Source organism: Agrococcus casei LMG 22410 (assembly GCF_900163565.1).
Classification (GTDB): Bacteria; Actinomycetota; Actinomycetes; order Actinomycetales; family Microbacteriaceae; genus Agrococcus; species Agrococcus casei.
In genome coordinates this window covers 48991-71407 of sequence record NZ_FUHU01000004.1, presented here as the reverse complement: position 1 = coordinate 71407, position 22417 = coordinate 48991, and the positions used below count along the sequence as shown (strand labels likewise).

The following is a 22417-nucleotide window of genomic DNA, read 5'->3' as shown; positions in this document are numbered from 1 at the left end:
GTGTCACGACGATGCGATCCAGAATCCTTAAATCCATAGTGACGGCTGGCGCCGCGCTTGCATTGGTCCTGCCGCACAGCGCACCGGCTCCGGCGACTGCGCAAGCAAGCGATCAAAGCCCCAGCTTCGAGTCCGTCATTGAGGAACGTTTGGAAGCATTCGCCGTTCCCGACGAGTTTCATGAATCACTGACATTGACAGCACTCCAAGGCGAACCGCTCCTGTCCGACTCCGGCACTCCGCCATCCAGCGTGGAACCGTGGTGGCACGACGGGATGCACGGAACGATCTCCAGATGGGACGACGGCTCATATCAATGGAGCGGCATGGAACGCCCACAGGAGTCTCTGCCAATTGGCCCGTCTAGCGTTTCGGGATGCACCGTCTACACTTCTGCTGGCGCCAGCTCATTTACCAATTGTCGCGTGAGCCACGGCAACCTAGTGCGCGAGTACGCGTTCACGTTGAACTTTTCACGCTGGCCCGGACGAGCCCAAATTTCTGGACAACCTTGGGGCCCATCGTTTGACACCTTCTGCGCCATTCAATCCAGCAGTTTCAACGTCCTTAAGCGCGATAGCTATGCCAACTCCGCCCCGGCCAAGGTTCGACTGACAGTCACCGAGCTTTGCGGCATCGGCCAGGCTGGAATAACAGGGACTTGGTGGATTCAGGCCAACATCGGTCCAACTTCCTCAAGCACGTCCGCTCACCTCTGGAACTAGAACATGACATCCAACGTCTTGGCATCACTGCTGCTCATCCTGCAGACAGCCGTCGCACCGATCTTCATCATCGTCCTGATCGTCTTTCTCGAGCGCGCACTCCGCCACCTGCTCCCGCTCATCGCAGGCGAAGCCCCAAGGGAGGCACAGCATGACTGACGCGATCGGCGACGTCATCCGCGCACTCCTCGGAGCCGCACCGCTTCTGGCACTGATGGCATTGGGCATCTGGGTGCTCACAGCTGTCTACCGCATTGGCACTGCGCTCAAGGCAAGAAGAGCACAGGCTAAGCCTGTGCCAACCGCAGGAGCACCGGGGGTTGTCCTGCGCCAATAGGGCGGTCTACCTTGTGGTCATGCGCTTCACACCACGAGTTCTCGATGCCCTCGACGGCAAGTTCAGCTTCATCAAGCCACCCAGCACGACGCCGAGTGCACAGCACGACCCGGCCGTCGCGAAGACGGTCAGCGAGATGCTGCTCGACATCGAGAAGCGGGGGCTGGATGCGGTGCGCGAGTACGCACGCAAGCTCGACAATCATGAGGGCGAACTGGTCGTCGACGGCGGCCGGCTCGCAAGCAGCGGCGACCGCCTGCCCAGAGACCTGCGCGACGCCATTGAGCTCGGCGCCCAGCGCACCCGCGCATTCGCAGCCCACTCACGTCAGCAGCTGCAGGACTACTCGTTCGAGACTGCTCCCGGCATCGTCTGCGGCGTGCGCCACGTGCCCGTGCAGCAGGTCGGCGCCTATCTGCCAGCGGGCCGGTTCCCGCTGACCGCGAGCGCATTCATGTCGGTCGGCGTCGCCAAGGAGGCCGGTGTGCCCGTGGTCTCGGCCGCAACGCCCCCGCAGCCGAACGGCGCACCGAATGATGCCGTGCTCTTCGCGGCCCACGCATCCGGCGTCGATCGCGCCTACACGATCGGCGGAGTGCAGGCCATCGCAACGCTCGCTTTCGGCCTGCTCGACGACGCACCCGCGAACATGGTCGTGGGCGCCGGCAACGCGTACGTCGCAGAGGCCAAGCGCCAGCTGTTCGGCCGCGTCGCCATTGACCTGCCCGCAGGGCCGAGCGAGGTCGCGATCATCGCCGACGAGACCGCAGACCCCGTGATCGTCGCAGCCGACCTGCTGGGCCAGGCCGAGCACGGGCCGAACTCGCCCGCAGCCCTCATCACGACGTCTCGCGAGCTCGCCGAGAGCGTCGCCGTCGAGGTCAAGCAGCAGCTCGAGACGCTGTCGACCGCAGAGATCGCCGGCCCGGCCTGGCGCGACTACGGCTCGATCACGGTCGCAGACACCCCCGAGATCGCGGCTGAGCTCATGGACGACCTCGCCCCCGAGCACCTCGAGATCATCACGAGCCGCGACGACTGGTACCACGACCGCCTCAAGAACTACGGCTCGATCTTCCTGGGCGAATGGAGCACGGTCGCATACTCCGACAAGGGCATGGCCGGCACCAACCACACGCTGCCGACCGCCGGCGGCGCCAAGCACTCGGCCGGCCTCTCGGTCTCGCGCTTCATCAAGCCGCTCACCTACCAGCGCCTCACGCGCGAGGCAACCCCAGAAGCCGCGCACGCGGTGCAGGTCATCTCAGACTCCGAGGGCATGGAGGCGCACAGCCGCACCGCGACCTACCGCCTCGACCGGTGGCAGGGTCAGCAGAACTAATCAGTGCCGGGAGTCACACGGCGGATGCAGCGGCGCATCACCTCTGCGATCGCTGCGGTCGCGAGCGACAGCGGGGCATCTTTGCGCTTGATGAGTGCCAGCGTCTCGACGAAGCGCGGCTCGAACGAGTAGGTTCTGACGCCGTCTGGCACCTCGCCTGCGCGCAGCAGGGAACCGCTGACGATCGTCGCGCCAGCACCCTCTGCGACGAGTCGCAGCGCGGTGTCTACGAACTCGATCTCGACCTGCGCCGTGAGCTCCCGGCCTGACTCGTGTGCACGGCGCAGCAGCTGGCGACGCGTCGGGTCTTCCCACCCGCTCTCGGCGTCGTAGAGGATCAGCCCCGGCCCGAGCAGATCGTCAAGGGTCGCGCCGGTGCCTGCGGGCAGCTCGTTCATCGTCGCGAGGTGCACCTCGTCGACCGCAAGCGGCTCGACATCGAGGCCGTGCTCGTCAACGGGCAGCACGACGAGGCCGGCTTCGAGCTCCCCCGCAAGCACGGCACGGGCGACCCTGTTCGAGTTGATGCCCACCATGCGCACGCGAACCCCTGGATGATCCCTGTGGAACTCGAGCACGGCATCCGGCACCCCGTAGTACCCGGCGTTGCGCGGAACGCCGAACGAGACGACACCCGACTGCAGCCCATTGAGCGAGCGGATGGCCTGCTCTGCGTCGTCTGCAGCCGCGAGCGTGCGCTGTGCGTGCGAGAACAGCTCGTCGGCTGCGGCGGTCGGCACGAGCTGTCTTCCGCCGCGCACGAACAGCGGCGCCTCGAGCTCGGCTTCGAGCCGGCCCACGAGCTCAGACACCGATGCCTGCGAGACGTCGAGCTCTTCTGCCGCTGCCGTGAATGTGCGCAGCGAATAGGCCGAGAGGAACGCGCGCAGCTGTGCGAGTGTCATAGGCAAAGCCTATTGCATCAGACGCTGATTCAGGGGTTGTGCCGTAAGCCGCCGGTGCCCTACTTTTGACTCGCGACGAAAGTCGCAGAGAGACCCATGGGCACCGACGCCCCGGCACTGGAAGGCACAGCATGTCTGAACACAGCACGGCACAACCCGGATTCAAGAAGGCCCTGAACGCATTCGACTCGTACGCACTCGGGTTCGGCGCGATGATCGGCTTCGGCTGGGTGGTGCTGACAGGCGGCTGGCTCGAAGACGCCGGAACCGCTGGCGCAGCCATTGCCATGGGCGGCGGCGGGCTCATCATGGCCCTCGTGGCCCTGTTGTACGCCGAGCTCACTGCTGCGATGCCGAAGGCCGGCGGCGAGCACCACTACCTCATGCGAGGCATGGGGCCGCGCTGGGCATTCGTCGGCTCGTGGGGCATCACCGGCGGCTACATCTCGATCGTGGCGTTCGAGGCGGTCGCGCTCCCTCGCACGATCTCGTACCTCTTCCCGCAGATCCTCGACAACCCCATGTACACGGTCTTCGGCTCTGAGGTCGCACCCGTCTGGGTCGCAATCGGCGTCGTCGCAGCAATCGTGATCACCGCCATCAACTACTTCGGCGTCAAGCTGGCAGGCGTCGTGCAGACGTTCGTCGTGGTCTTCCTGATCATCGTCGGCATCATGCTCGTGACCGGCAGCTTCATGAGCGGCGAAGTCTCGAACATGGAGCCGTTCTTCACCGGCACCACGGGCCTGTTCACCGTGCTCATCGTCGTGCCGTTCCTCTTCGTCGGCTTCGACGTGATTCCGCAGGCCTCTGAAGAGCTCAACATGAGCCCGCGCCGCATCGGCAAGCTGATCCCGATCTCGGTGCTGATCGCCGGCGCCTGGTACGTCATGGTCATCCTGACCTCGTCGTCGTCGATGCCCGCCGGCGACCTGGCAGCCAGCGACCTCGCAACCGCAGACGCGATGGGCGCACTCTGGAACAGCCAGATCATGGCGAACGTGCTGCTCGCGGGCGGCATCGCGGGCATCCTGACCTCATGGATCGCCCTGCTCATCGGCGCTTCGCGACTGCTCTACGCCATGGGCCGCTCGAGCATGCTCCCTGCCTGGTTCGGCAAGCTGCACCCCAAGTTCAACACCCCCGGCAACGCCGTGCTGTTCGTCGGCGCGCTCTCGGTCGCGGCCCCGTTCTTCGGCACCGGCATGCTCGGCTGGCTCGTCGACTCGGGCTCGCCCAGCATCGTCGTGACGTACTTCATGGTCTGCGTCGTGTTCCTGATCCTGCGCAAGAAGGAGCCCGCACTCGAGCGCCCCTTCCGCGTCGGACGCGGCAAGTTCAGCACCACGCTGGGCGTGCTCGGCGTGATCCTGACGTTCGGCCTGTTCACCCTCTACATTCCCGGCATGCCGGCCAGCATCGACACCATGTCATACGTGTTCTGCCTCGCCTGGTGGGCCATCGGCATGTTCTTCCTGTTCCGCATCCCGAAGGGCATCGAGGCAGGCGTCAACACCGAGGCCCTGCTCCTCACCGCGGTTCGCGAGCGAAAGGCCAAGCAGAAGGGCTAGCGGCTCAGACCTTGCCGATCTCGGTGCGCTTCTCGGCCTGGAATGCGTCCTCGACGCGTCCGTAGGCCCAGTAGCCCGAGATCGACAGGCGCTCGCGCGGAATCTCGCGCTCCTTGAAGATCGGCCGCAGCAGCTTCATCGCCTCGCGCTCGCCGTGTGCGAAGACGGAGACGCTCTCAGACGGATGCGCGGGCCAGTCGAGTGCGAGCACGCGTTCCGCAAGGGCACCGGGGTCATACTCGCCCTCACCGCGCACGATCCACTCGAGCGTGACGCCCTTCGGATGCGCGATGTCGAGCGTATGCTCTCCGACCTCGATCACGGCGTGGCCACGGGCATCCTCTGGCAGGAGCTCGAGCCCCGCCGCGATCGCGGGAATCGCCGACTCGTCGCCGACGAACAGGTGAAACTCTGCCTCAGGGGGCGACCACGCGCCTCCGGGGCCCGAGAACTGCACCAGGTCGCCCGGCTCAGCCGCCGCAGCCCAGGGTGCCGCGACCCCTTCGGCTCCGTGCACCACGAAGTCGATCGCGAGCCGCCGTGCTTCGGGCTCGACCCAGCGAATCGTGTAGGTGCGGGTCTTCGGCCATTCGTCGCTCGGCCTCGTGGCCCTGATCTTGGCCATGTCGACGCGCTCCTTGAGCGGCGAACCGTCGTGTGCGAACAGCAGCTTGCAGTACATGTCAGTCGAGTCGTTGGGCTCGAAGCCGCTGAATCCCTCGCCGCCGACGATGAGGCGAAGCAGGTGCGGCGTCAGCCACTGCTTCTCGATGATCTCGAGACACACGGTTGGTCGCTGTGGTCGCGCGGGTCGCTGTGACAAGTGGCCCTCCTTCGGGTTAGGCAACCCTAAGTCTATCGGGCGGGCACCCCGTGTTCACGGTCCGCTGAATCCGGTGGCGCCCTCCGGTGCCGTGAGCGAGCTCAGCGGAGCACCCGACCTCCACGTCACATCACTGGCGGACTGCGTCGTGACGATCGCGGCGATGCTGTCGGCATCGAGTGCCAGCATCGAGCCTCCGACGGCAAGGGCCTCGATCGATGCCGCCGAAGCGCCGACCCCGACCTCGGTCACGACGAGCGTCTGGATGTCGCCGAGCTCCACGAGCGTGCTGCCCTCGAGCACCACAACCGTCGACGCGCGCTCGATCTCGATCTGCTCGCGGTCGGCGACGATGACGGTGTCGCACTCCCCCGTGATCAGCAGCGCAGCATCGGGCGAGCGGTCCCGCACCACGAGCCGCTCGCCGTCGCACGCATGCTCGGTCGTGTCGGCAGCGACGATGCGCGTCTCGACGTCGTCCGCCGCCAGCGGCATCGACTCGAATCGAAGCAGCTCGGGCGAGAAGCTGTCGACATACTGGTCGTCGGCAAGTCCCGCCGCCACCGCCGCCGTGCCGAACGTGAAGTCGCTCTGATCGTCGCCCACCTGGTTCAGCACGAGATGCGGAAACGACGCGTCGCCCGCGAGCACCTCGACCGCGTCTGCGATGACGGTGGTGTGCGCCCCGAGCATCGTCAGCGTGCCGATCGCACCTGCCGCAACTGCAGACTCGGGGCCTTCCATCGTCAGCGCAGCGGTGCCCTCGATGTAGGCGTCGACGTGGGTTCCGGCCACCGTGACGTCATCGCACGCCCCCACGAGCACGAATCGGCTGTGGAACCCCTGCAGCACGACGCTCCAGCCCGTGCAGTCGAAGGCGGCCGCCGCATCCGTCACTGGTGCATCCGGAAACGTCACGGTCGTGCCGACGACGGATGCGCCGAACTCGTCGAACACGTCGGCCGCGGCGGGCAGGGGGTCAGCGGTCTCCGGCAGCTGAGACTGCGAAGGCGCCGCCACCAGGCTGTCGTCTGGCGACTGCCAGAGGAAGGCCTGCGCGACGGCGCCCACACCAAGGGCGACCAGCATCACTGTGCCGCCTACCTCGAGGAGGCGCGGCAGCCAGTGCCTTCGCACCCGATGCTCGGCTTCCTGACCCTGCTGCATGGCCGCATGCTAGCGGGGTCATGTGACCGATTGGGGTGGTGCCGCTAGTTGACCTCGGCCGGATCACCCGAGACACGGCCGTCGAGGCCCTTGTCGAGCCCGTCGATGACTGCGAGCTGCTCGGAGGAGAGCTGCACCTGTGCCGAAGCAAAGTTCTCGTCCATGCGCCCCCGAGAAGACGACTTGGGGAACACGATGCGGCCCTGCTGCAGGTGCCATGCGAGCACGGCCTGCGCCCAGCTGATGCCGTTGGCGGCTGCGATCTCGCCGATCGGGCCAGAAGCGTAGTCGACCTTGGCCTGGCCGAGCGGGCCCCATGCCTCGATCTTCACGTCATTCTTCTCGCTCAGCAGCGTGGTGGTGCGCTGCTGGAACTGCGGGTGCAGCTCGATCTGGTTCACGACGGGAGTGATGCCGGTCTCGAGCACGGCGGGAAGAAAGCGGTCGTCGAAGTTGGCGACGCCGATCGAGGTCGTGAGCCCCTCTTCGCGCAGCTTCGCAAAGGTCTCCCAGGTCTCCTGCACGGGACCGTTCTTCGGGGCGGGCCAGTGGATCAGGTAGAGGTCGACGTGGTCGAGGCCGAGGCGCTCGAGGCTCTCTGACAGGCCGGCGCGAGTCTGCTCGGCGCCGCGGCGGTCGTTCCAGAGCTTGGTCGTGATGTAGAGCTCGCTGCGGTCGATGCCGCTGGCCGCGATCGCGCGTCCGACGCCCTCTTCGTTGCCGTAGATGGTGGCGGTGTCGATGTGGCGGTAGCCGGCGGCGAGCGCCTCGGTCACCAGTCGCTCCGTCTCGGCCGGGTCGACTTTGAATACGCCGTAGCCGAGCTGCGGAATCGACGTGCCGTCATTGAGCGAGAGGGTGGGAATCGTCATGTGGTCTCCTGAAACTGCTGAAACTGATGGACTAAGACTGGATGTGACGCTCGTCGGCGCCGGAGTATTCCGACAGCGGACGAATCAGAGCGTTGTCTGCGCGCTGCTCGAGAACATGCGCACTCCACCCTACGACGCGTGCGGCGACGAACAGCGGCGTGAAGACCTCTGTCTCGAATCCCATCAGGTCGTATGCGGGGCCCGACGGGTAGTCGAGGTTGGGCTTGATCGGCTTGCGGTCTGCCATCGCCTGCTCGAGGCCGTCGTAGCGCTCCATGACGTCGGGGCGCTCGTAGTGCGCCGCGAGCTTCTCGAGCGCTGCCCGCATGGTCGGCACTCGAGAGTCGCCGTTCTTGTAGACACGGTGGCCGAAGCCCATGATTTTGCGCTTCTGCTTGAATGCCTCGTCGAGCCAGGCGCCCGGCTCGACGCCGCCCTCGAGCTCGCGGAAGATCTCCATGACCGCCTCGTTCGCGCCTCCGTGCAGGTGCCCCTTGAGGGCGCCGACAGCCGCCACGACTGCCGAGTAGAGGTCGGCGAGCGTCGACGTCACGACGCGTGCCGTGAAGGTCGACGCGTTGAAGCTGTGCTCTGCATAGAGGATCATCGAGACGCGGAACGCCTCGACCACCTCGGGGGCTGGCTCTTCGCCGAAGGTCATCCAGAGGAAGTTCTGGCAGTAGTCGAGGTCGTCGCGAGGCTCGATGATCTCCTGGTCGCGACGCATGCGCTGGTTCGCGGCGACGATGGAGGGAATCACGGCGAACAGGCGCTTGGCCTGGTCGAGTCCGTCTTCGTCGGGGTGCTCGGCGAGGGCACGCGCGCCGACGAAGCTGAGTGCCGTGCGCACGACGTCCATCGGATGCGCGTTCGAGGGCAGACGGTCGAGCACTTCGCGCACATCGGCATCGAGTGCGCGGTTCTCCCGCTCGAACTCGGTGAACTCTGCCAGCTCGGCGTCACTCGGCAGCTCGCCGTTCCAGAGCAGCAGGGCAACCTGCTCGAACGAGCAGTGCTCAGCCAGCTCGGGCACGGGATAGCCGCGATACAGCAGCGAGTTGGTTTCGGGGTTGACCTTCGAGATCGCCGTCGTGTCGGCTACGACGCCGACAAGACCCTTCGCGATGCTGTCTGACATGCGCACCTTCTCTCCATCGTTGGCGTGACCACCTTACGCCAGGAGGCTAACCGAGAACCCCTGCGGCCACATTGCGCGCCGCCTGCTCGAGCAGCAGCGAGATCTGCGCATTGACGGCGAGCGCCGCCAGCATGATGCCGGCACGCGCCATCATCGACCGGCCGCGAGCGATGGCCATGCCCGTCACGAACAGCACGGGCGGTACGACGATGCCAGCCACCAGCAGCACCCACGGAGTGGCGCCTGCGATGCCCATGAACGCGTAAAACTCGGGCACCCCCTGGAAGTTGCCCCACGCCATGAACAGCGAGAAGCCGAACAGCAGCGCGAACACCAGGTAGACGATGGCGACGTCGCTCGATCGCGTCTCGGGGGCGACTGCGGTTTCTTCAGAGCGGCTCATATCAGGGCTCCCAGCAGCAGCGGCCACGGCAGCGTCACGACGAACTGGCTGGCGAGCCAGATCGTGCGTGCGCGGCCGCGAGCGACCTGGATTGCGGTGAAGGCGGCCAGCGGCGCGCCCACGATCGAGAGGAACTCGCCGAGCTCGTAGATCAGCATCAGGGCGGTTCCCTCTAGCGTGACGGGGTTCGTCGCGACGACGGCGATCCAGCCGGCAGCGGATGCGAGCGAGAGCACCATGAACAGTGCGGCGACTGCCTTCTCGCCTCGCGTCATCTCGCGGACGACGTCGAAGACCCCGCGCCTCGGCGCCAGATCGTCATCATCGTCTGCGGGTGCGCGCTCGTCGAGGCTCGTGGCTCGCTGCAGCTCGTCGTCGCCCTCCCAGCTGAGTGCGTCGTCGGCGCTCTCTGCCTCGGGCTTCTGGTCGTCGTTCATCACTCCCCAGCGTACTGCTAGAGATCCGAAGCCCAGTCGATGCTGCGGCCGTGCGGGTTGGTGCGGGCCACGGGCTGGCCGTCGATGCGCAGCACGAAGTCGGCGGGGTCTGCCCACGGAGCCGCCGGGCCCACGTCGACGAGCTTGCCCTCGTTCGAGATCCAGCGGACTCCGGATGCGCGCATGAAGTCCGCAAACGCCGTGCGGTCGCGCTCGTCGAGGTAGGCGAGCACAGCGCTGTGCCACACGACCACCCGACGAGCGTGCCGCTTCGCCTCGGTCACTAGTCCCTCGATCTCCTCGAGCAGATCGCCCTTGACCAGATGCGCCGGGTCACGCCTGGCGATCGCGAGGCCCGTGCGCAGCACATCGACGCGCTCGCCGTCAGGCTCCCCGTGGGCGTTCGGCCAGATCAGGGCTTCGAGCCACTCCTTCGTCGCCGGGTCGGCGGGGTCGAGGGGATTCAGGTCGACGCCTCCGCGCCAGACCACCTGCGGAACCTCAGCGGGCAGCGGCACCGACGGCGACGCATCCGTCTCGAGCAGCGGACGATTCGCCTCGCCGACGTACTTTCCGGGGCCGAATCGGTACCGCCACTTGTCGGGGTAGAGGCAGAGGCCGGCGCTCGCCCCGACCTCGATCAGCGCGATCGGCCCGCGGATGTCGTGCAGCCCCGGCACCAGCGTCGCAAGCCTGCGCGCCTCGTTCGTCTGCGTCACCCGCGACAGCACGGTCGCACGGATGCGCGGCCACTGCGAGGCGAACGCGTCACGCACCGCACTCCACGGCGCGAGCGGCACCCCGGATGTGCGAGCGGCGGCGAACACCAGGTTCGGCTGTCGTTTGCGCTGCGGCAGTTCGGCCAGAAGCGCCGCGAGCGCGTCGTCTGCCGCGATTCCCCTCGCCCAGCCCGCATAGAGCGGTGATGCTGCATCTGCCTCGTGGTGCGCCCAGCGCTCGTAGCTCGTGCTGACGGCCGACGAGAGCGCGGTGCTGAGAGGTTCCATGCGAGAAACCCTACGGCAGTGGCAGCGCTATCTCAGGAGCGAGATGCCGAGCGCGGCGAGGACGCCGAAGACGAGGCCCCAGATGATGATCGAGATGATCTGCCAGAAGATCACTGCGTTCTTGGACGCGCCGAACGACACCATGGCAGCTGAGGTGATCTGGCTCGGAAGCACGAGCTGCCCGAGCAGGCTGACGCCGGGAACGCCGAAGCGGTCGAACATGCGCTTGAGCTTCTGTCGCTTGGGCGAAAGCTCTTGGTCGCTCTTCTTGACCTTGCCGCGGATGCCGTGCGCGCTGAGCACAAAGACGAGCATCGAGATGACGTTGCCGATCACTGCCGCGGCGATCGCGACTGCGGGGTGGATGCCGGCAATCACACCGATCGCTGCCCCTCCGTACGACTCGACGAACGGGATTGCGGCGATCGCGATGACAGCGAGCCACTGCAGTGCCGGGGGCAGTGAGGTGGTCCAGTCCTGCAGGGCTTCGATCATGAGCGCTCTCCTGTGTTCTCGTAGGTCGGATGTGCCTATTGGCACGCCGTACTAACACACTGTACCAGCACACTGTGCGGGCCCGGAGTATGATGGCATGCATGAGCCAGACAGACAGGCGGTCTGCCATCCTCGACGCCGCCGAGCGACTCGTGCATCAGCACGGGCTGAGCGGCGCGTCTGTCCGCGCGGTTGCCGCTGAGGCGGGCATAGGAGCCAGCACGCTGCGTCACTACTTTCCGTCGCAGCGCGACCTCTACGAGGCGATCGTGGTGCGGATGCAGGGCGATGCCACCAGCGATCTTCGCATCCACGACGTATCCGTCGACCCGGTGACGCGACTGACAGAGTGCCTCATGCAGATGCTGCCTCCCGACGATGACTCCATGGCGCTCATGGTTCCGTATATAGACACGCTCAGCCGGGCGTTCGGGGCAGATGCCGAGCCGACCATCCGCGCCGCGTATTTCGATCTCGTCGAGCAGAGCGAACGGCAGCAGCGCGGCTGGCTCGAGCAGCTGGCGTCAGAGGGACACTTGCGAGCGACGGTCGATGAGGCCCTGCCGCTGCTGCACACCATCGTCGACGGCCTCGCGGTGCAGCTGCTCACGATGCAGGGCTCGATGACGGTCGCAGATGCCCGGCGGCAGCTCGAGGCGCTGCTGCGGGGAGCCGTTGTGGTCACCGTGTGAGCCAGATGTGAGGGCATCCACGTAGACAGGGCTCATGGACACCACACTCCGGCGGCCCCTGCTCGGCCGCATCCGATGGACCGTGGCCGCCGGGGCGACTGCCGTGCTGTTCGCACTTGTCGGGTGCTCCACGCCCACGGCTGACGAAGGCTCGGCTGTCGAAAGCGCGCCTGTCGAGACTGCCGAGCCTGCCGACCCTGTCGAGACTGCTGAGTCTGCTGAACCTGCTGACGCCCAGCAGGAGGAGACCTGCGACTGGGACACCCCGAAACTCATGAGCGACGCGGATGCGCCGGCCGGGCAGGAGGGCGAACTGCCTGACGTGCTCATCGGCGAGTGGCAGCACACCCACACCGACGAGGGAGCCGGCTTCGAAGAGGTCACGAACGATCACCGCTACGTCTTCCCGTCGCCAGATCGCATGCTCTACTGCCAGCATGTTCCGGGAGCGACCGACTTCGCGGAGAACGCCGCCGACGTCACGCTGAACGGGCAGGTGATAGAGCTTCCAGGCGGCCAGTACAGCTACACGGTCACCGCATGGGATGCAGACACGATGCTGTGGGACAACCCCGTGGGCGGCGGATACGTCTATCTGCTGCAGCGTCGCTGAGCAGAGCAGCGGCACCCTCGATCGAGTCCGAGGGTGCCGCTGTTCGTGCCTGGGGCAGGCTTCGCTAGCTGTTCATGACCTTTCGGAGTCCGACGACTCGCTCGATCACAACGACCAGCAGCACCGAGATCAGAATCAGGATCACTGAAAGGGCGGCGATCGCTGGGTCTGATCGGTACTGGAGGTACCGGAACATCTCGACGGGAAGTGTCGTTCGTCCGGAGCCCGCGACGAACAGCGAGATGACCGCTTCGTCGAACGAGATGATGAACGCCATGACGGCTCCGGCGATGAGACCGGGCGAGATGATCGGCAGCGTGATGCGGAAGAACGTCGTGAACGGTCCGGCTCCGTGCACGCGCGCGGCCTCTTCGCAGCTCACATCGTTCGTCTTGAGGCTCATCAGCGTCGTCCTGATCACATACGGCACGGTGATGCCGAAGTGAGCGATGATGATGCCGAGGTACGTGCCGGTCAGGGCAAGCGGCTGGAACACCAGCAGCAGGCCGAGACCGATGACCACGCTCGGCACCAGCAGCGGCGACAGGAAGAACGCAGACAGCGCATTCTTGCCCGGAAACTCACGCCTTGCGATCGCAAGCGCCACGGGAACGCCGAGCACCAGCACGACGACCGAGACGACAGCCGCTGTGATGAAGCTGACCTTGGCGCCTTCGATGAACGCCGAGTTCGACAGCATCTCCTGGTACCACTGCAGCGAAGGCGACCCGAGGTCGATCTTCAGGGCAGAGGACGAGTTGAACGAGATCAGGAACACCGCGATGATCGGCGCCAGAAGGAACAGGTAGATGACGGTGATGACCGTCCCACTGAGTGCTTTTCTCATGATCAGTCCTCGAATCGCTTCGTCAGCTGCTGGTAGCCGGCCACAAGGAGTCCGAACAGGATCAGCAGGATGACCGACAGGGCACTTGCCAGCGGCCAGTTGAGGGTCTGGGTCGCCTCGTTGTAGACCTCGGTGGCGAGGATGAACACGCGACCGCCGCCCATCAGGCGCGGCGTGACGAACGAGCTGATCGACAGCACGAACACCAGCAGGAAGCCCGTGAACACACCGGGAAGCGTCAGCGGCAGCGTCACGCGCATGAACACCTTGAAGCGGGATGCGCCCAGAGTTCCGGCGGCCTCCTCGAGGGAGTTGTTCAGTCTGCCGAAGCCCGAGATCATCGCCAGGATGGCATAGGGCATCAGGATCTCGACCAGTGCGATGATCACGCCGGGCATGTCGTTGTTCAGACGGATGGGGCCTGACAGCAGACCGGTGTCCATGAGGAATCCGTTGATGATGCCCTGGTCACCGAGAATCGCGATCCAGCCGTACGTGCGAGCGACAGCCGAAGTCAACAGGGGTGCGATCGCAAGCGCGATCAGGACGCCCTTCCACTTCGATGTCGTGCGCGTCAGGAACAGCGCGATCGGGTACGCCAGGATGACCGCGAGGCCTCCGCAGAGGAGCCCGAGCCACAGCGTGTTGCCGATGACCTGCCAGTAGAACGGATCAGACAGCGCCCTGCCGTAGTTTTCGAACGTGAGCGTCTCGACGAGCTGGCCGCCCGTGCCGTGCTGGTTGAACGACATGCGGATCATGACGATCAGCGGCAGCACGAAGCCCACGAACAGCCCGATCGAGCCGGGCAGGATCAGTCCGAGCGTGCCAGCTCGCTGCTTGGCACTTCGCTTCTCCTTGACGGGCAGGCCGCCGGTTCGAAGCTGTGTCGTCTGCAGTGTGACCATGGATCAGCCCTCCGCAACGAGATAGGCATCTTCGGGATCGAAGCTGACCGTGATCTCTGCTCCCACCGGGAGTCGGTCGGCCGGGTGGCTGAGCTGGTCGATGCGGATGACGCGATCGTTGTCGCTTGACTGCATCTCGTAGCTCACCACATTGCCCGTGTACGAGCTCGCGATGATCTGTCCGCGCGCACGCGGCCGGTCTGCAGCGACTTCACCGTCTGCCATGAGCCTGACGCGGTGCGGACGAAGCACGAGCTCAGCTCGGTCGCCCTTGATCCCGACGACGCCGGGCACAGTGAGGTCGCCGAAGGCGCCCGCCTCGATGCTGTAGCGGCCTTCGCCGACCTGACGAACCGACGTGGAGGGGATGAAGTTCGCCTTGCCCACGAAGTTGGCCACGAACTTGTTCGTGGGGTGCTCGTAGATCTCCTGCGGCGCGTCGTACTGCTGGATGATGCCGTTCTCCATGATCGCGATCTTGTCGGCCATGTCGAGTGCTTCATCCTGGTCGTGCGTGACGAGCAGGGTCGTGGTGCCCGAGCGCTGCTGGATCGAGCGGATCTCGTGCCGCATCGCCTCGCGCAGCTTCGCGTCGAGGTTCGACAGCGGCTCGTCAAGCAGCAGCAGCGTAGGCTCGATGGCGAGCGCTCTGGCAAGAGCGATGCGCTGCTGCTGACCGCCCGAGAGGGCAGCGGGGCGCCGTTCGGCCAGATGACCGAGCTGCACCATGTCAAGCGCCGCTTTGGCAGCCTTGCGGTTGCCGCGTCGACCTCCCCCGCGCATCTCAAGCCCGAACGACACGTTGTCGAGCACGCTCATGTGCGGAAAGAGTGCGTACGACTGGAAGACCATGCCCATCCCGCGCTTGTGCACGGGTGTCGAGGTGACTTCCTTGCCCTTCACGCGGATGCTGCCTGCCGAGGGCTCGAGGAGTCCTGCGATCATGCGCAGCGTCGTGGTCTTGCCGCAGCCCGAGGGGCCCAGCAGGGCGACGAGGTCGCCCTGCTGAACGTCGAGGTTGATGTCAGACACGGCCGGCACCTCGGTGCGCGGGTATGTCTTGTTCAGATTCTGCACCGACAGGTGCATCTGTTCTGCAGTGCTTGTCATTGTCTAGCCGCCAATCACGGTGCGACGCCAGAGGTCAGTCCATGCGTCACGCTGGTCAGCCATCCAGATCCAGTCGATCTCGACGATGTTGGGGTCCTGCGGGTCAGCGACACGAGCCTGCACTTCTTCAGGAAGCTCGGCGTTCTTCACGGTCGGTGCGTAGAACATCGCCGACGAGAAGCTCTCCTGCGACTCCTTCGAGAGGGTGTAGTCGATGAAGGCCTGAGCGCCCTCAGCGTTCTCGGTTCCCTCGACCATGTTGATCGTGTTGACCTGGAAGGCGATGCCGTCGTCGGGCTGCACGACCTGGAGGCGTCCGTCAGACTGGTCGCTGAAGACCTGTCCTCGTGCGTTCCAGCCCACTGCGTACTGTGCCGAGCCTGAAGTCACGGTCTGGTAGACGTCCGGCTGGGGATCCCACGAGGTGACCTTCGGCTGCAGCAGCGCGAGCTCGTCGATCGCCGGCTGGATGTCCTCCTGGTAGTCAGCACCGAGGTTGTTGGCCGTCAGAGCGGTCAGCGCGATTCCCTGGATGTCGGGTGCGGCGGGGATTGCGACCGAGTTGTCGGGCGCATCCCAGAGATCCTGAATCGACGAGATCTCCTCGGGCGCCTCTTCAGGGTTAACGAGCAGCACCAGGTTGTCGAAGGTCATCGCGGGGCCATAGCCCTCGGCGTTCAGCCCCATGTCGACCACGTTGGCGAGGTTCGGCACCGCAGCTTCGTCGAGCTGCGCGAACACGCCCTCCTGGATGCCGGTGTTGGCCACCGACTGGTCGAGGATCGCCACGTCGACCGTGGGGTTCGATGCCTCGCTGCGCAGCTTGCCGAGCATCTCAGCGCTGTTCTGTGAAGGTACGTACTCGACGTTGTACTCGGGGTGCTGGGCTTCGAAGCCCTCGATGACAGCCTGCGTGAAGTTGTCTTCGAAGATGGCTGTGTAGCCGAGCACGGTGATGGTGGTCTGGCCGTCGGCGTCGCCGCCGCCAGAGCTGGCGCACGAGGCCAGTGTTCCCATTGCGACGATGGATGCGCCGATCGTCAGCAGTCGCTTGTTGCGGGTGAGTCGTCTGTTCGTAGACATCGGGGTCTTCTCCTTTGAAGTGAACGGTTGTGAAGCCGTATCCCGATGCAGTGAGCCTGGTTGCGTCACTGTATACACGTCGTATTCCCAATGTCAAGCAATCGGCAGGCACATCGAGAGAATCAGCGTCTGACCTGAACTTTCGGTCTCAGATGGGTAACGGGGCTTGCGTTCGACTCTGAATGGACGTAACGTGCATTCTGCCTGTATACATTCAGTACACGGAATGTCGATGCTCTGAGCCTGGTACCTCAGTTCCATCACAATCGGTTCGCCCAGCGATGCGCGAACCGGAAGCAGGAGAGCACATGTTTACCTTCAACCGCATGCCGGAGCAGATTCCGGCTGCAGCTGCCGATGCACTCGCATCTGTGCAGACATCCACCCTCGGCCATCTGCGCGACCACGGCTTCGTGCGCGGACTGACACCGAACATCCGCCCCGTCGCGTTTGTCGGAACAGCGGTCACGGTGCGACTCCCCCACCTCGACTCGACCGCCCTCCACGTCGCGGCAGACTACGTTCGCCCCGGCGACGTGCTCGTCGTCGAGCAGTCGGGCGACGACCGCTCGAGCTTCGGCGGCATGGTGGCATTCACCGCCAAGACCCGCGGCGCTGTCGGCGTCGTGCTGTCGGGTGCGACCAATGACTACGAAGAGGTCCGCGATCTCGGCCTGCCGGTCTACTCGAAGGCAGTCTCGGCGCTCACGACCCGCATCCTCGGCATCGAGGGCGCAGTCAACGTCTCCGTCACCGTCGGCGGCGCAGTCATCGAGCCCGGCGACGCAGTCTTCGCTGACGGCGACGGCATTGCAGTGATCAAGCCGCACGAAATCGAAGGCATCGTCGAGATCCTCCGCAAGAAGGAGCAGGCAGAGCCGGCTCTGAAGGAGCAGGTGGCCGCAGGCGCCAAGCTCTCAGAGTGGAGCGGCGCATCCAAGCACTTCGACGCCTCGCAGCTTCCCCAGGCGGTGGCAGCCGTATGAGCAAGATCAGACTGACCGTTGCCCAGTTCGGCGCAGGTCTCGACATCGATGAGAACCGTCGCATCTCGACAGAGCTGATCGCCGCCGCCGGCGACTCCTCAGACCTCGTCGTGCTGCCTGAGAACGCCATGTACTCAGACCCCGGCAAGGAGCGGCCCGACAGCAAGCACTCCGAAGACCTCGACGGACCGTACGTCACCGCTGTGAAGGAAGCCGCAAAGGCAGCCGGCACCGCAGTGATCGCCGGCTTCACCGAGATCAACCCCGACGACGCGGTGCGACCGTTCAACACCCTCGTCTACATCTCGGCCGAGGGCGTGCTCGAAGGTGTCTACCGCAAGATCCACCTCTATGACGCCTTCGGCTACCGCGAGAGCGACACCGTGACCGCGGCTCCGATCTCGAAGCCGCTCGTGTTCGAGCTGGGCGGTGTGAAGATCGGTGCGGCCACGTGCTACGACGTGCGCTTCCCCGAGATGATGCGCTGGCTTGTCGATGCTGGCGCCGAAGCCATTGTGCTGCCCGCAGCCTGGGCCGTGGGCCCGATGAAGGAGCTGCATTGGGAGACGCTCGTGCGTGCTCGCGCAATTGAGAATACGGTCTACTTCGCCGCCTGCGGCCAGACCGGTCCCTCATGCACCGGACAGAGCATGATCATCGACCCCATGGGAGTCATCGCTGCAAGCGCCGGAGAAGCTGGCGGAGCACTGGCAACCGCTGTCATCGACACCGAGCGTGTCGCAGCGGTGCGAAAGGCAAATCCCAGCTTGACCAATCGTCGCTTTCAGATTGCAGCAGGATAGCCTGTAGCGATGAGATCTTTCGCGGCTGACCGGTCTCGGGGTCGATTCAGCAGCTGGAGCACGACTCCAGACCTGCCATCGGCGTCGAGGCCGGAAGGCGTGAAAGCGGCAGAGTTCGCTTACGTCTATCTCAAAGACCTCATCGTCACACTCGCCCTGCACCCGGGCACCATCCTGACCGAAGTGCAGGTCGCAGCTGCGACCGGCGTCTCCCGCACCCCCGTGCGCGAGGCGTTCTTCCGTCTCTCGAGCGAGCGGCTGCTCGACATCCTGCCCAGGCGCGGCGCTGTTGTTCCCGAGATCACGGTGCGCGGCATCCGCGAGCAGGCCGAGACCCGTTACGTGCTCGAGGGCCACGGCGTCGAATGGATCTGCGAGAACGAGATCGAGATCGCCGACGACCTGAAGAGCCTCATCGCCCAGCAGCGTCACGTGCTCGACACAGAGCCGGATGCGGTGGTCGAGATGGTCTCGATCGACAAGGAGTTCCACTGGGAGCTGGTGCGGGCAACAGGCAACACGGAGTTCGCTCAGCTCTACAACACCCTCCACGACCGGCAGATGCGACTCGGCATCGCCATGTTCGAGGCGATCCCAGAGCGCCGCGCATCGGCGCTCGATCAGCACACCGGCATCGCCGAGGCGCTGGAGGCTCACGATGTCGACAAGGCTCTCGAGCTGCTGAAGCTGCATCTGCTCTCGAGCCTCACCCAGGTGGCTGACGTCTTCGCGAAGTAGCAGAGCTCAAACACCAGCAGACGAAACAACCCCCGGATCTCTCCGGGGGTTGTTTCATGTGCTGCTGGGATCAGCGAGCAGCTGAGCCGTCGGTGTAGTCGGCGTCAGGCTGCGTCCATGCGAACATCGAGCGCAGGTTCTTGCCCGTTGCCTCGATCGAGTGGCCCTGAGCCTTGTCGCGGAGCTGCTTGAACTCGGGTGCGCCGGCGTCCTGGTCTTCGATGAAGCGCTTGGCGAATGCACCCGACTGGATGTCAGCGAGCACGCCCTGCATGTTCTCCTTGACGCGCTCGTCGATGACGCGCGGGCCCGAGACGTAGTCGCCGTACTCAGCGGTGTCGGAGATCGACCAGCGCTGCTTGGCGATGCCGCCCTCCCACATGAGGTCGACGATGAGCTTGAGCTCGTGCAGCACCTCGAAGTAGGCGATCTCGGGCTGGTAGCCAGCCTCGGTCAGCACCTCGAAGCCGTTCTGAACGAGAGCGGACATTCCGCCGCAGAGCACTGCCTGCTCACCGAAGAGGTCGGTCTCGGTCTCTTCTGTGAACGTGGTCTTGATGCCGCCCGAGCGGAGTCCGCCGATTGCCGATGCGTACGACCATGCGAGGTCCCAGGCCTTGCCCGATGCGTCGACCTCGACAGCTGCGATGACGGGAACGCCACGGCCTGCCTCGTACTCGCGGCGCACGGTGTGACCGGGGCCCTTGGGAGCGACGAGAATCACGTCGACGCCCTCGGGAGCCTGGATGTAGTCGAAGCGGATGTTGAATCCGTGGCTGAACAGCAGCGCCTTGCCGTCTGCGAGGACGGGCTTGATCTCGTCTGCGTAGACGGTGCGCTGGTGCTGGTCGGGTGCGAGGATGACGATGACGTCAGCCCACTCCGAGACCTCGCGCGGCGTGCCGACGGTGAAGCCGGCCTCTTCTGCCTTCTGGCGCGACTTCGACTCGGGCTTGAGGCCGACGCGCACGTCGACGCCCGAGTCGCGAAGGTTCAGAGCGTGGGCGTGGCCCTGCGATCCGTAGCCGATGACGGCAACCTTCTTCTGCTGGATGATGCTCAGGTCTGCATCGGCGTCATACACAACTTCTGCCATGATGTTTCTCCTCCTAAGTAGAGCTTGTCAGTTCTTGAGCGCGCGCTCAGAGATTGATTTCGAACCGCGTCCGATCGCGAGCAGTCCGGACTGCACGATCTCTTTGATGCCGAAGGGCTCGAGCAGTCGCACGAGCGCCTGGCATTTCGCGGTGTCGCCCGTGACCTCGATGACGAGCGCATCGGTCGTCACGTCGATCGCACGGGCACGGAACAGGTTGATGACTTCGAGCACCTGGGCGCGCGACGCGTTGTCGACGCGCACCTTGATCATCATGTGCTCACGCTGCACCGACGAGTCGCGTTCGAGCTCGACGATCTTGACGACGTTGATCAGCTTGTTGAGCTGCTTCGTCACCTGTTCCAGGGGTTGGTCTTCGACGTCGACGACGACCGTGATGCGCGAGAGTCCGGGCACCTCGGTCTTGCCGACGGCGAGTGATTCGATGTTGAAGCCGCGACGGGCGAAGAGCCCGGCGACACGGGTCAGCAGACCCGGCTTGTCTTCCACCAGCAGTGAGAGAACGTGTGACATTACTCCTCCTCCCACTCGGGGCTGTGTTCTTTGGCGTACTGCACGAACGAGTTCGAGACTCCCTGCGGCACCATCGGCCACACCATCGAGTCAGACGAGACGACGAAGTCGATGACGACGGGGCGGTCGTTGGTCGCAAGCGCGAGCTTGATCGCGTCGTCGATCTCCTCCTCCTTCGTCACTCGAATGGCGAGAGCGCCGTATGCCTCGCCCATCTTCACGAAGTCGGGCACCATGGCGCGGCCGTGGCCCGTGTCGAGCTCGGTGAACGAGTAGCGGCCCTCATAGAAGAGGTTCTGCCACTGCTTCACCATGCCGAGCGACGAGTTGTTGATGATCGCGACCTTGATGGGGATGTTGTTGAGCGTGCAGGTCGCCAGCTCCTGGTTCGTCATCTGGAAGCAGCCGTCGCCGTCAATCGCCCAGACCACGCGCTCGGGCTCTGCGACCTTGGCGCCCATGGCCGCCGGCACCCCGTATCCCATCGTTCCGGCGCCGCCGGAGTTGAGGAACGAATTGGGGCGCTCGTACTTGATGAACTGCGCCGTCCACATCTGGTGCTGCCCGACGCCTGCCGCGTAGGTGGCTTCGGGTCCGGTCAGCTCGCCGATGCGGGCGATGACCTGCTGCGGCACGATGTGTCCGTCGCTCGATGGCGCGTAGCCGAGCGGGAAGCGCTCGCGCAGCTCCTTGAGCCGCTGCCACCACGGCGATTCGCCGCTGAGCGGGCCGGATGCGCGGTCGCGGAATGCGGTCACGAGGTCTGCTGCGACAACCTTGACGTCGCCGACGATCGGAACATCCGCCGTGCGGATCTTCGAGATCTCGGCGGGGTCGATGTCGACGTGCACGACCTTGGCGCCGGGCGCGAAGTCACTGACGCGGCCTGTCACGCGGTCGTCGAAGCGTGCTCCGAGGGCGAGGATCAGGTCGCTCTCCTGCAGCGCGAGCACTGCCGGAACGCTGCCGTGCATGCCGGGCATGCCCAGGTGCTGCGGATGCGAGTCAGGAACAGCGCCGCGAGCCATGAGCGTCGTGACGACAGGAGCACCCGTTGCCTCTGCGAGTTCGATGACCTCTTCGGATGCGCGGGCGCGGATCGTGCCGCCTCCCACGTACAGAACGGGTCGTTCGGCAGCCGCGAGCAGATCAGCGGCTGCGGCGATCTGCTTGCCGTGCGCCTTGGTCACCGGACGGTAGCCGGGCAGCTCGATGCGGTCGGGCCACACGAACGGCGCCGAGTTCTGCTGGGCGTCCTTCGTGATGTCGACGAGCACGGGGCCCGGGCGGCCGGTCGAGGCGATGTGGTACGCCTCCTGCAGCACGCGCGGGATGTCTTCTGCCTTCGTGACGAGGAACGAGTGCTTCGTGATCGGCATCGTGATGCCGGTGATGTCGGCCTCCTGGAACGCGTCGGTTCCCATGAGGGTCGAGAACACCTGGCCGGTGATCGCGAGGAATGGCACGGAGTCCATGAACGCGTCGGCAATGGCCGTGACGAGGTTGGTGGCGCCGGGGCCGCTCGTCGCGATCGCGACGCCGACCTTGCCGGTCGCCGAGGCGTAGCCCTCAGCGGCGTGGCCTGCACCCTGCTCGTGGCGCACCAGGATGTGCCGGATGGCGTCCTGCTGCATGAGCTCGTCGTAGAGGGGGATCACAGCGCCGCCGGGCAGACCGAACACGTCGGTCACCCCGAGCAGCTCGAGCGACTTGAGTATCGCACCGGATCCGGTCAGCACCTGGGGCGATGAAGCTGGCGGTGCGGGGCGTGGGTGAGTCATCGTG

The 22417-nt window shown here is 65.3% G+C and carries 26 protein-coding genes; 10 read left to right on the top strand and 16 right to left on the bottom strand.

The window, feature by feature from the left end:
• The first annotated feature begins 11 nt into the window (after positions 1-11).
• The 4 genes from CZ674_RS13875 to hisD are packed head-to-tail and all read left to right on the top strand — an operon-like array spanning position 12 to position 2404.
• Positions 12-725, top strand: coding sequence for a hypothetical protein (locus CZ674_RS13875; RefSeq protein ID WP_143244578.1), 714 nt, complete (start codon positions 12-14; stop codon positions 723-725).
• A 3-nt stretch (positions 726-728) separates the two neighbouring features.
• The gene (locus CZ674_RS14085; protein ID WP_159456856.1) at positions 729-884 is read left to right on the top strand and encodes a hypothetical protein; all 156 of its coding nucleotides are present in this window, start codon (positions 729-731) and stop codon (positions 882-884) included.
• Positions 877-1062, top strand: a complete 186-nt coding sequence (locus tag CZ674_RS01270) for a hypothetical protein (protein ID WP_086990473.1) — start codon at positions 877-879, stop codon at positions 1060-1062. Before CZ674_RS14085 ends, CZ674_RS01270 begins: the two co-directional genes overlap by 8 nt.
• Before the next feature lie 19 nt (positions 1063-1081).
• The gene (hisD, locus tag CZ674_RS01265) at positions 1082-2404 is read left to right on the top strand and encodes a histidinol dehydrogenase (RefSeq protein ID WP_086990516.1); all 1323 of its coding nucleotides are present in this window, start codon (positions 1082-1084) and stop codon (positions 2402-2404) included.
• On the opposite strand, the gene CZ674_RS01260 is transcribed toward hisD, so the two are convergent.
• Complete coding sequence (locus tag CZ674_RS01260) at positions 2401-3309, bottom strand: LysR family transcriptional regulator (protein ID WP_086990471.1); 909 nt, start codon at positions 3307-3309, stop codon at positions 2401-2403. The genes hisD and CZ674_RS01260 overlap by 4 nt on opposite strands.
• Positions 3310-3440: 131 nt before the next feature.
• Here CZ674_RS01260 and CZ674_RS01255 point away from each other — a divergent pair, with 131 nt between their 5' ends.
• Complete coding sequence (locus CZ674_RS01255; RefSeq protein ID WP_086990469.1) at positions 3441-4880, top strand: APC family permease; 1440 nt, start codon at positions 3441-3443, stop codon at positions 4878-4880.
• Positions 4881-4884: 4 nt separating this feature from the next.
• On the opposite strand, the gene CZ674_RS01250 is transcribed toward CZ674_RS01255, so the two are convergent.
• From CZ674_RS01250 to CZ674_RS01215, 8 genes are read right to left on the bottom strand one after another with little or no spacing between them, the layout of a single operon-like run.
• A complete protein-coding gene (locus CZ674_RS01250; protein WP_086990466.1) occupies positions 4885-5703 on the bottom strand; it encodes a siderophore-interacting protein in 819 nt (272 codons plus the stop codon).
• A gap of 54 nt (positions 5704-5757) precedes the next feature.
• Complete coding sequence (locus CZ674_RS01245) at positions 5758-6870, bottom strand: hypothetical protein (RefSeq protein ID WP_086990463.1); 1113 nt, start codon at positions 6868-6870, stop codon at positions 5758-5760.
• Positions 6871-6914: 44 nt separating this feature from the next.
• The gene (locus CZ674_RS01240; RefSeq protein WP_086990461.1) at positions 6915-7742 is read right to left on the bottom strand and encodes an aldo/keto reductase; all 828 of its coding nucleotides are present in this window, start codon (positions 7740-7742) and stop codon (positions 6915-6917) included.
• A 31-nt stretch (positions 7743-7773) separates the two neighbouring features.
• Positions 7774-8880 carry a bifunctional 2-methylcitrate synthase/citrate synthase gene (locus tag CZ674_RS01235; protein WP_086990458.1) on the bottom strand — a complete coding sequence of 369 codons (1107 nt, stop codon included), beginning with the start codon at positions 8878-8880 and terminating at the stop codon, positions 7774-7776.
• A gap of 46 nt (positions 8881-8926) precedes the next feature.
• The gene (locus CZ674_RS01230; RefSeq protein ID WP_086990455.1) at positions 8927-9283 is read right to left on the bottom strand and encodes a hypothetical protein; all 357 of its coding nucleotides are present in this window, start codon (positions 9281-9283) and stop codon (positions 8927-8929) included.
• On the bottom strand, positions 9280-9720 hold the full coding sequence (locus CZ674_RS01225; RefSeq protein WP_086990452.1) for a hypothetical protein: 441 nt from the start codon (positions 9718-9720) through the stop codon (positions 9280-9282). The genes CZ674_RS01230 and CZ674_RS01225 overlap by 4 nt, the downstream gene beginning before the upstream one ends.
• Positions 9721-9737: 17 nt before the next feature.
• On the bottom strand, positions 9738-10727 hold the full coding sequence (locus CZ674_RS01220) for a DUF2332 domain-containing protein (RefSeq protein ID WP_086990449.1): 990 nt from the start codon (positions 10725-10727) through the stop codon (positions 9738-9740).
• A 27-nt stretch (positions 10728-10754) separates the two neighbouring features.
• Positions 10755-11222: a hypothetical protein gene (locus CZ674_RS01215; RefSeq protein WP_086990446.1), complete on the bottom strand. Its 468-nt coding sequence runs from the start codon at positions 11220-11222 to the stop codon at positions 10755-10757.
• Between the two features lie 101 nt (positions 11223-11323).
• Here CZ674_RS01215 and CZ674_RS01210 point away from each other — a divergent pair, with 101 nt between their 5' ends.
• Positions 11324-11914 (top strand): TetR/AcrR family transcriptional regulator, encoded by a 591-nt coding sequence (locus CZ674_RS01210; protein WP_086990443.1) that lies wholly within the window; start codon positions 11324-11326, stop codon positions 11912-11914.
• 34 nt (positions 11915-11948) lie between these two features.
• Positions 11949-12527, top strand: coding sequence for a hypothetical protein (locus tag CZ674_RS01205; RefSeq protein ID WP_086990440.1), 579 nt, complete (start codon positions 11949-11951; stop codon positions 12525-12527).
• Positions 12528-12591: 64 nt separating this feature from the next.
• Here CZ674_RS01205 and CZ674_RS01200 read toward each other — a convergent pair whose 3' ends face one another.
• Genes CZ674_RS01200 through CZ674_RS01185 form a run of 4 tightly spaced genes read right to left on the bottom strand, consistent with a single transcriptional unit; the run spans position 12592 to position 16475 of the window.
• Positions 12592-13374: an ABC transporter permease gene (locus CZ674_RS01200; RefSeq protein ID WP_086990438.1), complete on the bottom strand. Its 783-nt coding sequence runs from the start codon at positions 13372-13374 to the stop codon at positions 12592-12594.
• Between the two features lie 2 nt (positions 13375-13376).
• Positions 13377-14282, bottom strand: coding sequence for an ABC transporter permease (locus tag CZ674_RS01195; protein WP_086990435.1), 906 nt, complete (start codon positions 14280-14282; stop codon positions 13377-13379).
• A gap of 3 nt (positions 14283-14285) precedes the next feature.
• Positions 14286-15392 carry an ABC transporter ATP-binding protein gene (locus CZ674_RS01190; protein WP_234988364.1) on the bottom strand — a complete coding sequence of 369 codons (1107 nt, stop codon included), beginning with the start codon at positions 15390-15392 and terminating at the stop codon, positions 14286-14288.
• A gap of 3 nt (positions 15393-15395) precedes the next feature.
• Entirely contained in the window at positions 15396-16475 is a 1080-nt protein-coding gene (locus CZ674_RS01185; RefSeq protein ID WP_086990432.1) for an extracellular solute-binding protein, read from the bottom strand.
• Positions 16476-16783: 308 nt separating this feature from the next.
• Between CZ674_RS01185 and CZ674_RS01180 the strand changes: the two genes are divergently transcribed.
• Genes CZ674_RS01180 through CZ674_RS01170 form a run of 3 tightly spaced genes read left to right on the top strand, consistent with a single transcriptional unit; the run spans position 16784 to position 19002 of the window.
• The gene (locus CZ674_RS01180) at positions 16784-17461 is read left to right on the top strand and encodes an RraA family protein (RefSeq protein WP_086990429.1); all 678 of its coding nucleotides are present in this window, start codon (positions 16784-16786) and stop codon (positions 17459-17461) included.
• Positions 17458-18264, top strand: a complete 807-nt coding sequence (locus CZ674_RS01175) for a carbon-nitrogen hydrolase family protein (protein WP_086990426.1) — start codon at positions 17458-17460, stop codon at positions 18262-18264. Before CZ674_RS01180 ends, CZ674_RS01175 begins: the two co-directional genes overlap by 4 nt.
• A gap of 9 nt (positions 18265-18273) precedes the next feature.
• Positions 18274-19002, top strand: coding sequence for a GntR family transcriptional regulator (locus tag CZ674_RS01170; protein WP_086990423.1), 729 nt, complete (start codon positions 18274-18276; stop codon positions 19000-19002).
• A gap of 70 nt (positions 19003-19072) precedes the next feature.
• Here the strand turns inward: CZ674_RS01170 and ilvC are convergent, their stop codons facing one another.
• From ilvC to CZ674_RS01155, 3 genes are read right to left on the bottom strand one after another with little or no spacing between them, the layout of a single operon-like run.
• Positions 19073-20098: a ketol-acid reductoisomerase gene (ilvC, locus tag CZ674_RS01165; RefSeq protein WP_086990421.1), complete on the bottom strand. Its 1026-nt coding sequence runs from the start codon at positions 20096-20098 to the stop codon at positions 19073-19075.
• 27 nt (positions 20099-20125) lie between these two features.
• The gene (ilvN, locus tag CZ674_RS01160; RefSeq protein ID WP_086990418.1) at positions 20126-20632 is read right to left on the bottom strand and encodes an acetolactate synthase small subunit; all 507 of its coding nucleotides are present in this window, start codon (positions 20630-20632) and stop codon (positions 20126-20128) included.
• Positions 20632-22413, bottom strand: coding sequence for an acetolactate synthase large subunit (locus CZ674_RS01155; RefSeq protein ID WP_086990415.1), 1782 nt, complete (start codon positions 22411-22413; stop codon positions 20632-20634). Before CZ674_RS01155 ends, ilvN begins: the two co-directional genes overlap by 1 nt.
• Positions 22414-22417: the final 4 nt, after the last annotated feature.

What these genes read in the sequence shown, in the direction of transcription:
- CZ674_RS01190 (WP_234988364.1), bottom strand. Translation starts at nt 15,392, where the DNA reads ATGACAAGCACTGCAGAACAGATGCACCTGTCGGTGCAGAATCTGAAC.
- CZ674_RS01200 (WP_086990438.1), bottom strand. Translation starts at nt 13,374, where the DNA reads ATGAGAAAAGCACTCAGTGGGACGGTCATCACCGTCATCTACCTGTTC.
- CZ674_RS01195 (WP_086990435.1), bottom strand. Translation starts at nt 14,282, where the DNA reads ATGGTCACACTGCAGACGACACAGCTTCGAACCGGCGGCCTGCCCGTC.
- CZ674_RS14085 (WP_159456856.1), top strand. Translation starts at nt 729, where the DNA reads ATGACATCCAACGTCTTGGCATCACTGCTGCTCATCCTGCAGACAGCC.
- CZ674_RS01185 (WP_086990432.1), bottom strand. Translation starts at nt 16,475, where the DNA reads ATGTCTACGAACAGACGACTCACCCGCAACAAGCGACTGCTGACGATC.
- CZ674_RS01260 (WP_086990471.1), bottom strand. Translation starts at nt 3,309, where the DNA reads ATGACACTCGCACAGCTGCGCGCGTTCCTCTCGGCCTATTCGCTGCGC.
- ilvN (WP_086990418.1), bottom strand. Translation starts at nt 20,632, where the DNA reads ATGTCACACGTTCTCTCACTGCTGGTGGAAGACAAGCCGGGTCTGCTG.
- CZ674_RS01270 (WP_086990473.1), top strand. Translation starts at nt 877, where the DNA reads ATGACTGACGCGATCGGCGACGTCATCCGCGCACTCCTCGGAGCCGCA.
- CZ674_RS01235 (WP_086990458.1), bottom strand. Translation starts at nt 8,880, where the DNA reads ATGTCAGACAGCATCGCGAAGGGTCTTGTCGGCGTCGTAGCCGACACG.
- CZ674_RS01180 (WP_086990429.1), top strand. Translation starts at nt 16,784, where the DNA reads ATGTTTACCTTCAACCGCATGCCGGAGCAGATTCCGGCTGCAGCTGCC.
- hisD (WP_086990516.1), top strand. Translation starts at nt 1,082, where the DNA reads ATGCGCTTCACACCACGAGTTCTCGATGCCCTCGACGGCAAGTTCAGC.
- CZ674_RS01155 (WP_086990415.1), bottom strand. Translation starts at nt 22,413, where the DNA reads ATGACTCACCCACGCCCCGCACCGCCAGCTTCATCGCCCCAGGTGCTG.
- CZ674_RS01220 (WP_086990449.1), bottom strand. Translation starts at nt 10,727, where the DNA reads ATGGAACCTCTCAGCACCGCGCTCTCGTCGGCCGTCAGCACGAGCTAC.
- CZ674_RS01170 (WP_086990423.1), top strand. Translation starts at nt 18,274, where the DNA reads ATGAGATCTTTCGCGGCTGACCGGTCTCGGGGTCGATTCAGCAGCTGG.
- CZ674_RS01245 (WP_086990463.1), bottom strand. Translation starts at nt 6,870, where the DNA reads ATGCAGCAGGGTCAGGAAGCCGAGCATCGGGTGCGAAGGCACTGGCTG.
- CZ674_RS01240 (WP_086990461.1), bottom strand. Translation starts at nt 7,742, where the DNA reads ATGACGATTCCCACCCTCTCGCTCAATGACGGCACGTCGATTCCGCAG.
- CZ674_RS01205 (WP_086990440.1), top strand. Translation starts at nt 11,949, where the DNA reads ATGGACACCACACTCCGGCGGCCCCTGCTCGGCCGCATCCGATGGACC.
- CZ674_RS01210 (WP_086990443.1), top strand. Translation starts at nt 11,324, where the DNA reads ATGAGCCAGACAGACAGGCGGTCTGCCATCCTCGACGCCGCCGAGCGA.
- ilvC (WP_086990421.1), bottom strand. Translation starts at nt 20,098, where the DNA reads ATGGCAGAAGTTGTGTATGACGCCGATGCAGACCTGAGCATCATCCAG.
- CZ674_RS01230 (WP_086990455.1), bottom strand. Translation starts at nt 9,283, where the DNA reads ATGAGCCGCTCTGAAGAAACCGCAGTCGCCCCCGAGACGCGATCGAGC.
- CZ674_RS01225 (WP_086990452.1), bottom strand. Translation starts at nt 9,720, where the DNA reads ATGAACGACGACCAGAAGCCCGAGGCAGAGAGCGCCGACGACGCACTC.
- CZ674_RS01215 (WP_086990446.1), bottom strand. Translation starts at nt 11,222, where the DNA reads ATGATCGAAGCCCTGCAGGACTGGACCACCTCACTGCCCCCGGCACTG.
- CZ674_RS01255 (WP_086990469.1), top strand. Translation starts at nt 3,441, where the DNA reads ATGTCTGAACACAGCACGGCACAACCCGGATTCAAGAAGGCCCTGAAC.
- CZ674_RS01175 (WP_086990426.1), top strand. Translation starts at nt 17,458, where the DNA reads ATGAGCAAGATCAGACTGACCGTTGCCCAGTTCGGCGCAGGTCTCGAC.
- CZ674_RS13875 (WP_143244578.1), top strand. Translation starts at nt 12, where the DNA reads ATGCGATCCAGAATCCTTAAATCCATAGTGACGGCTGGCGCCGCGCTT.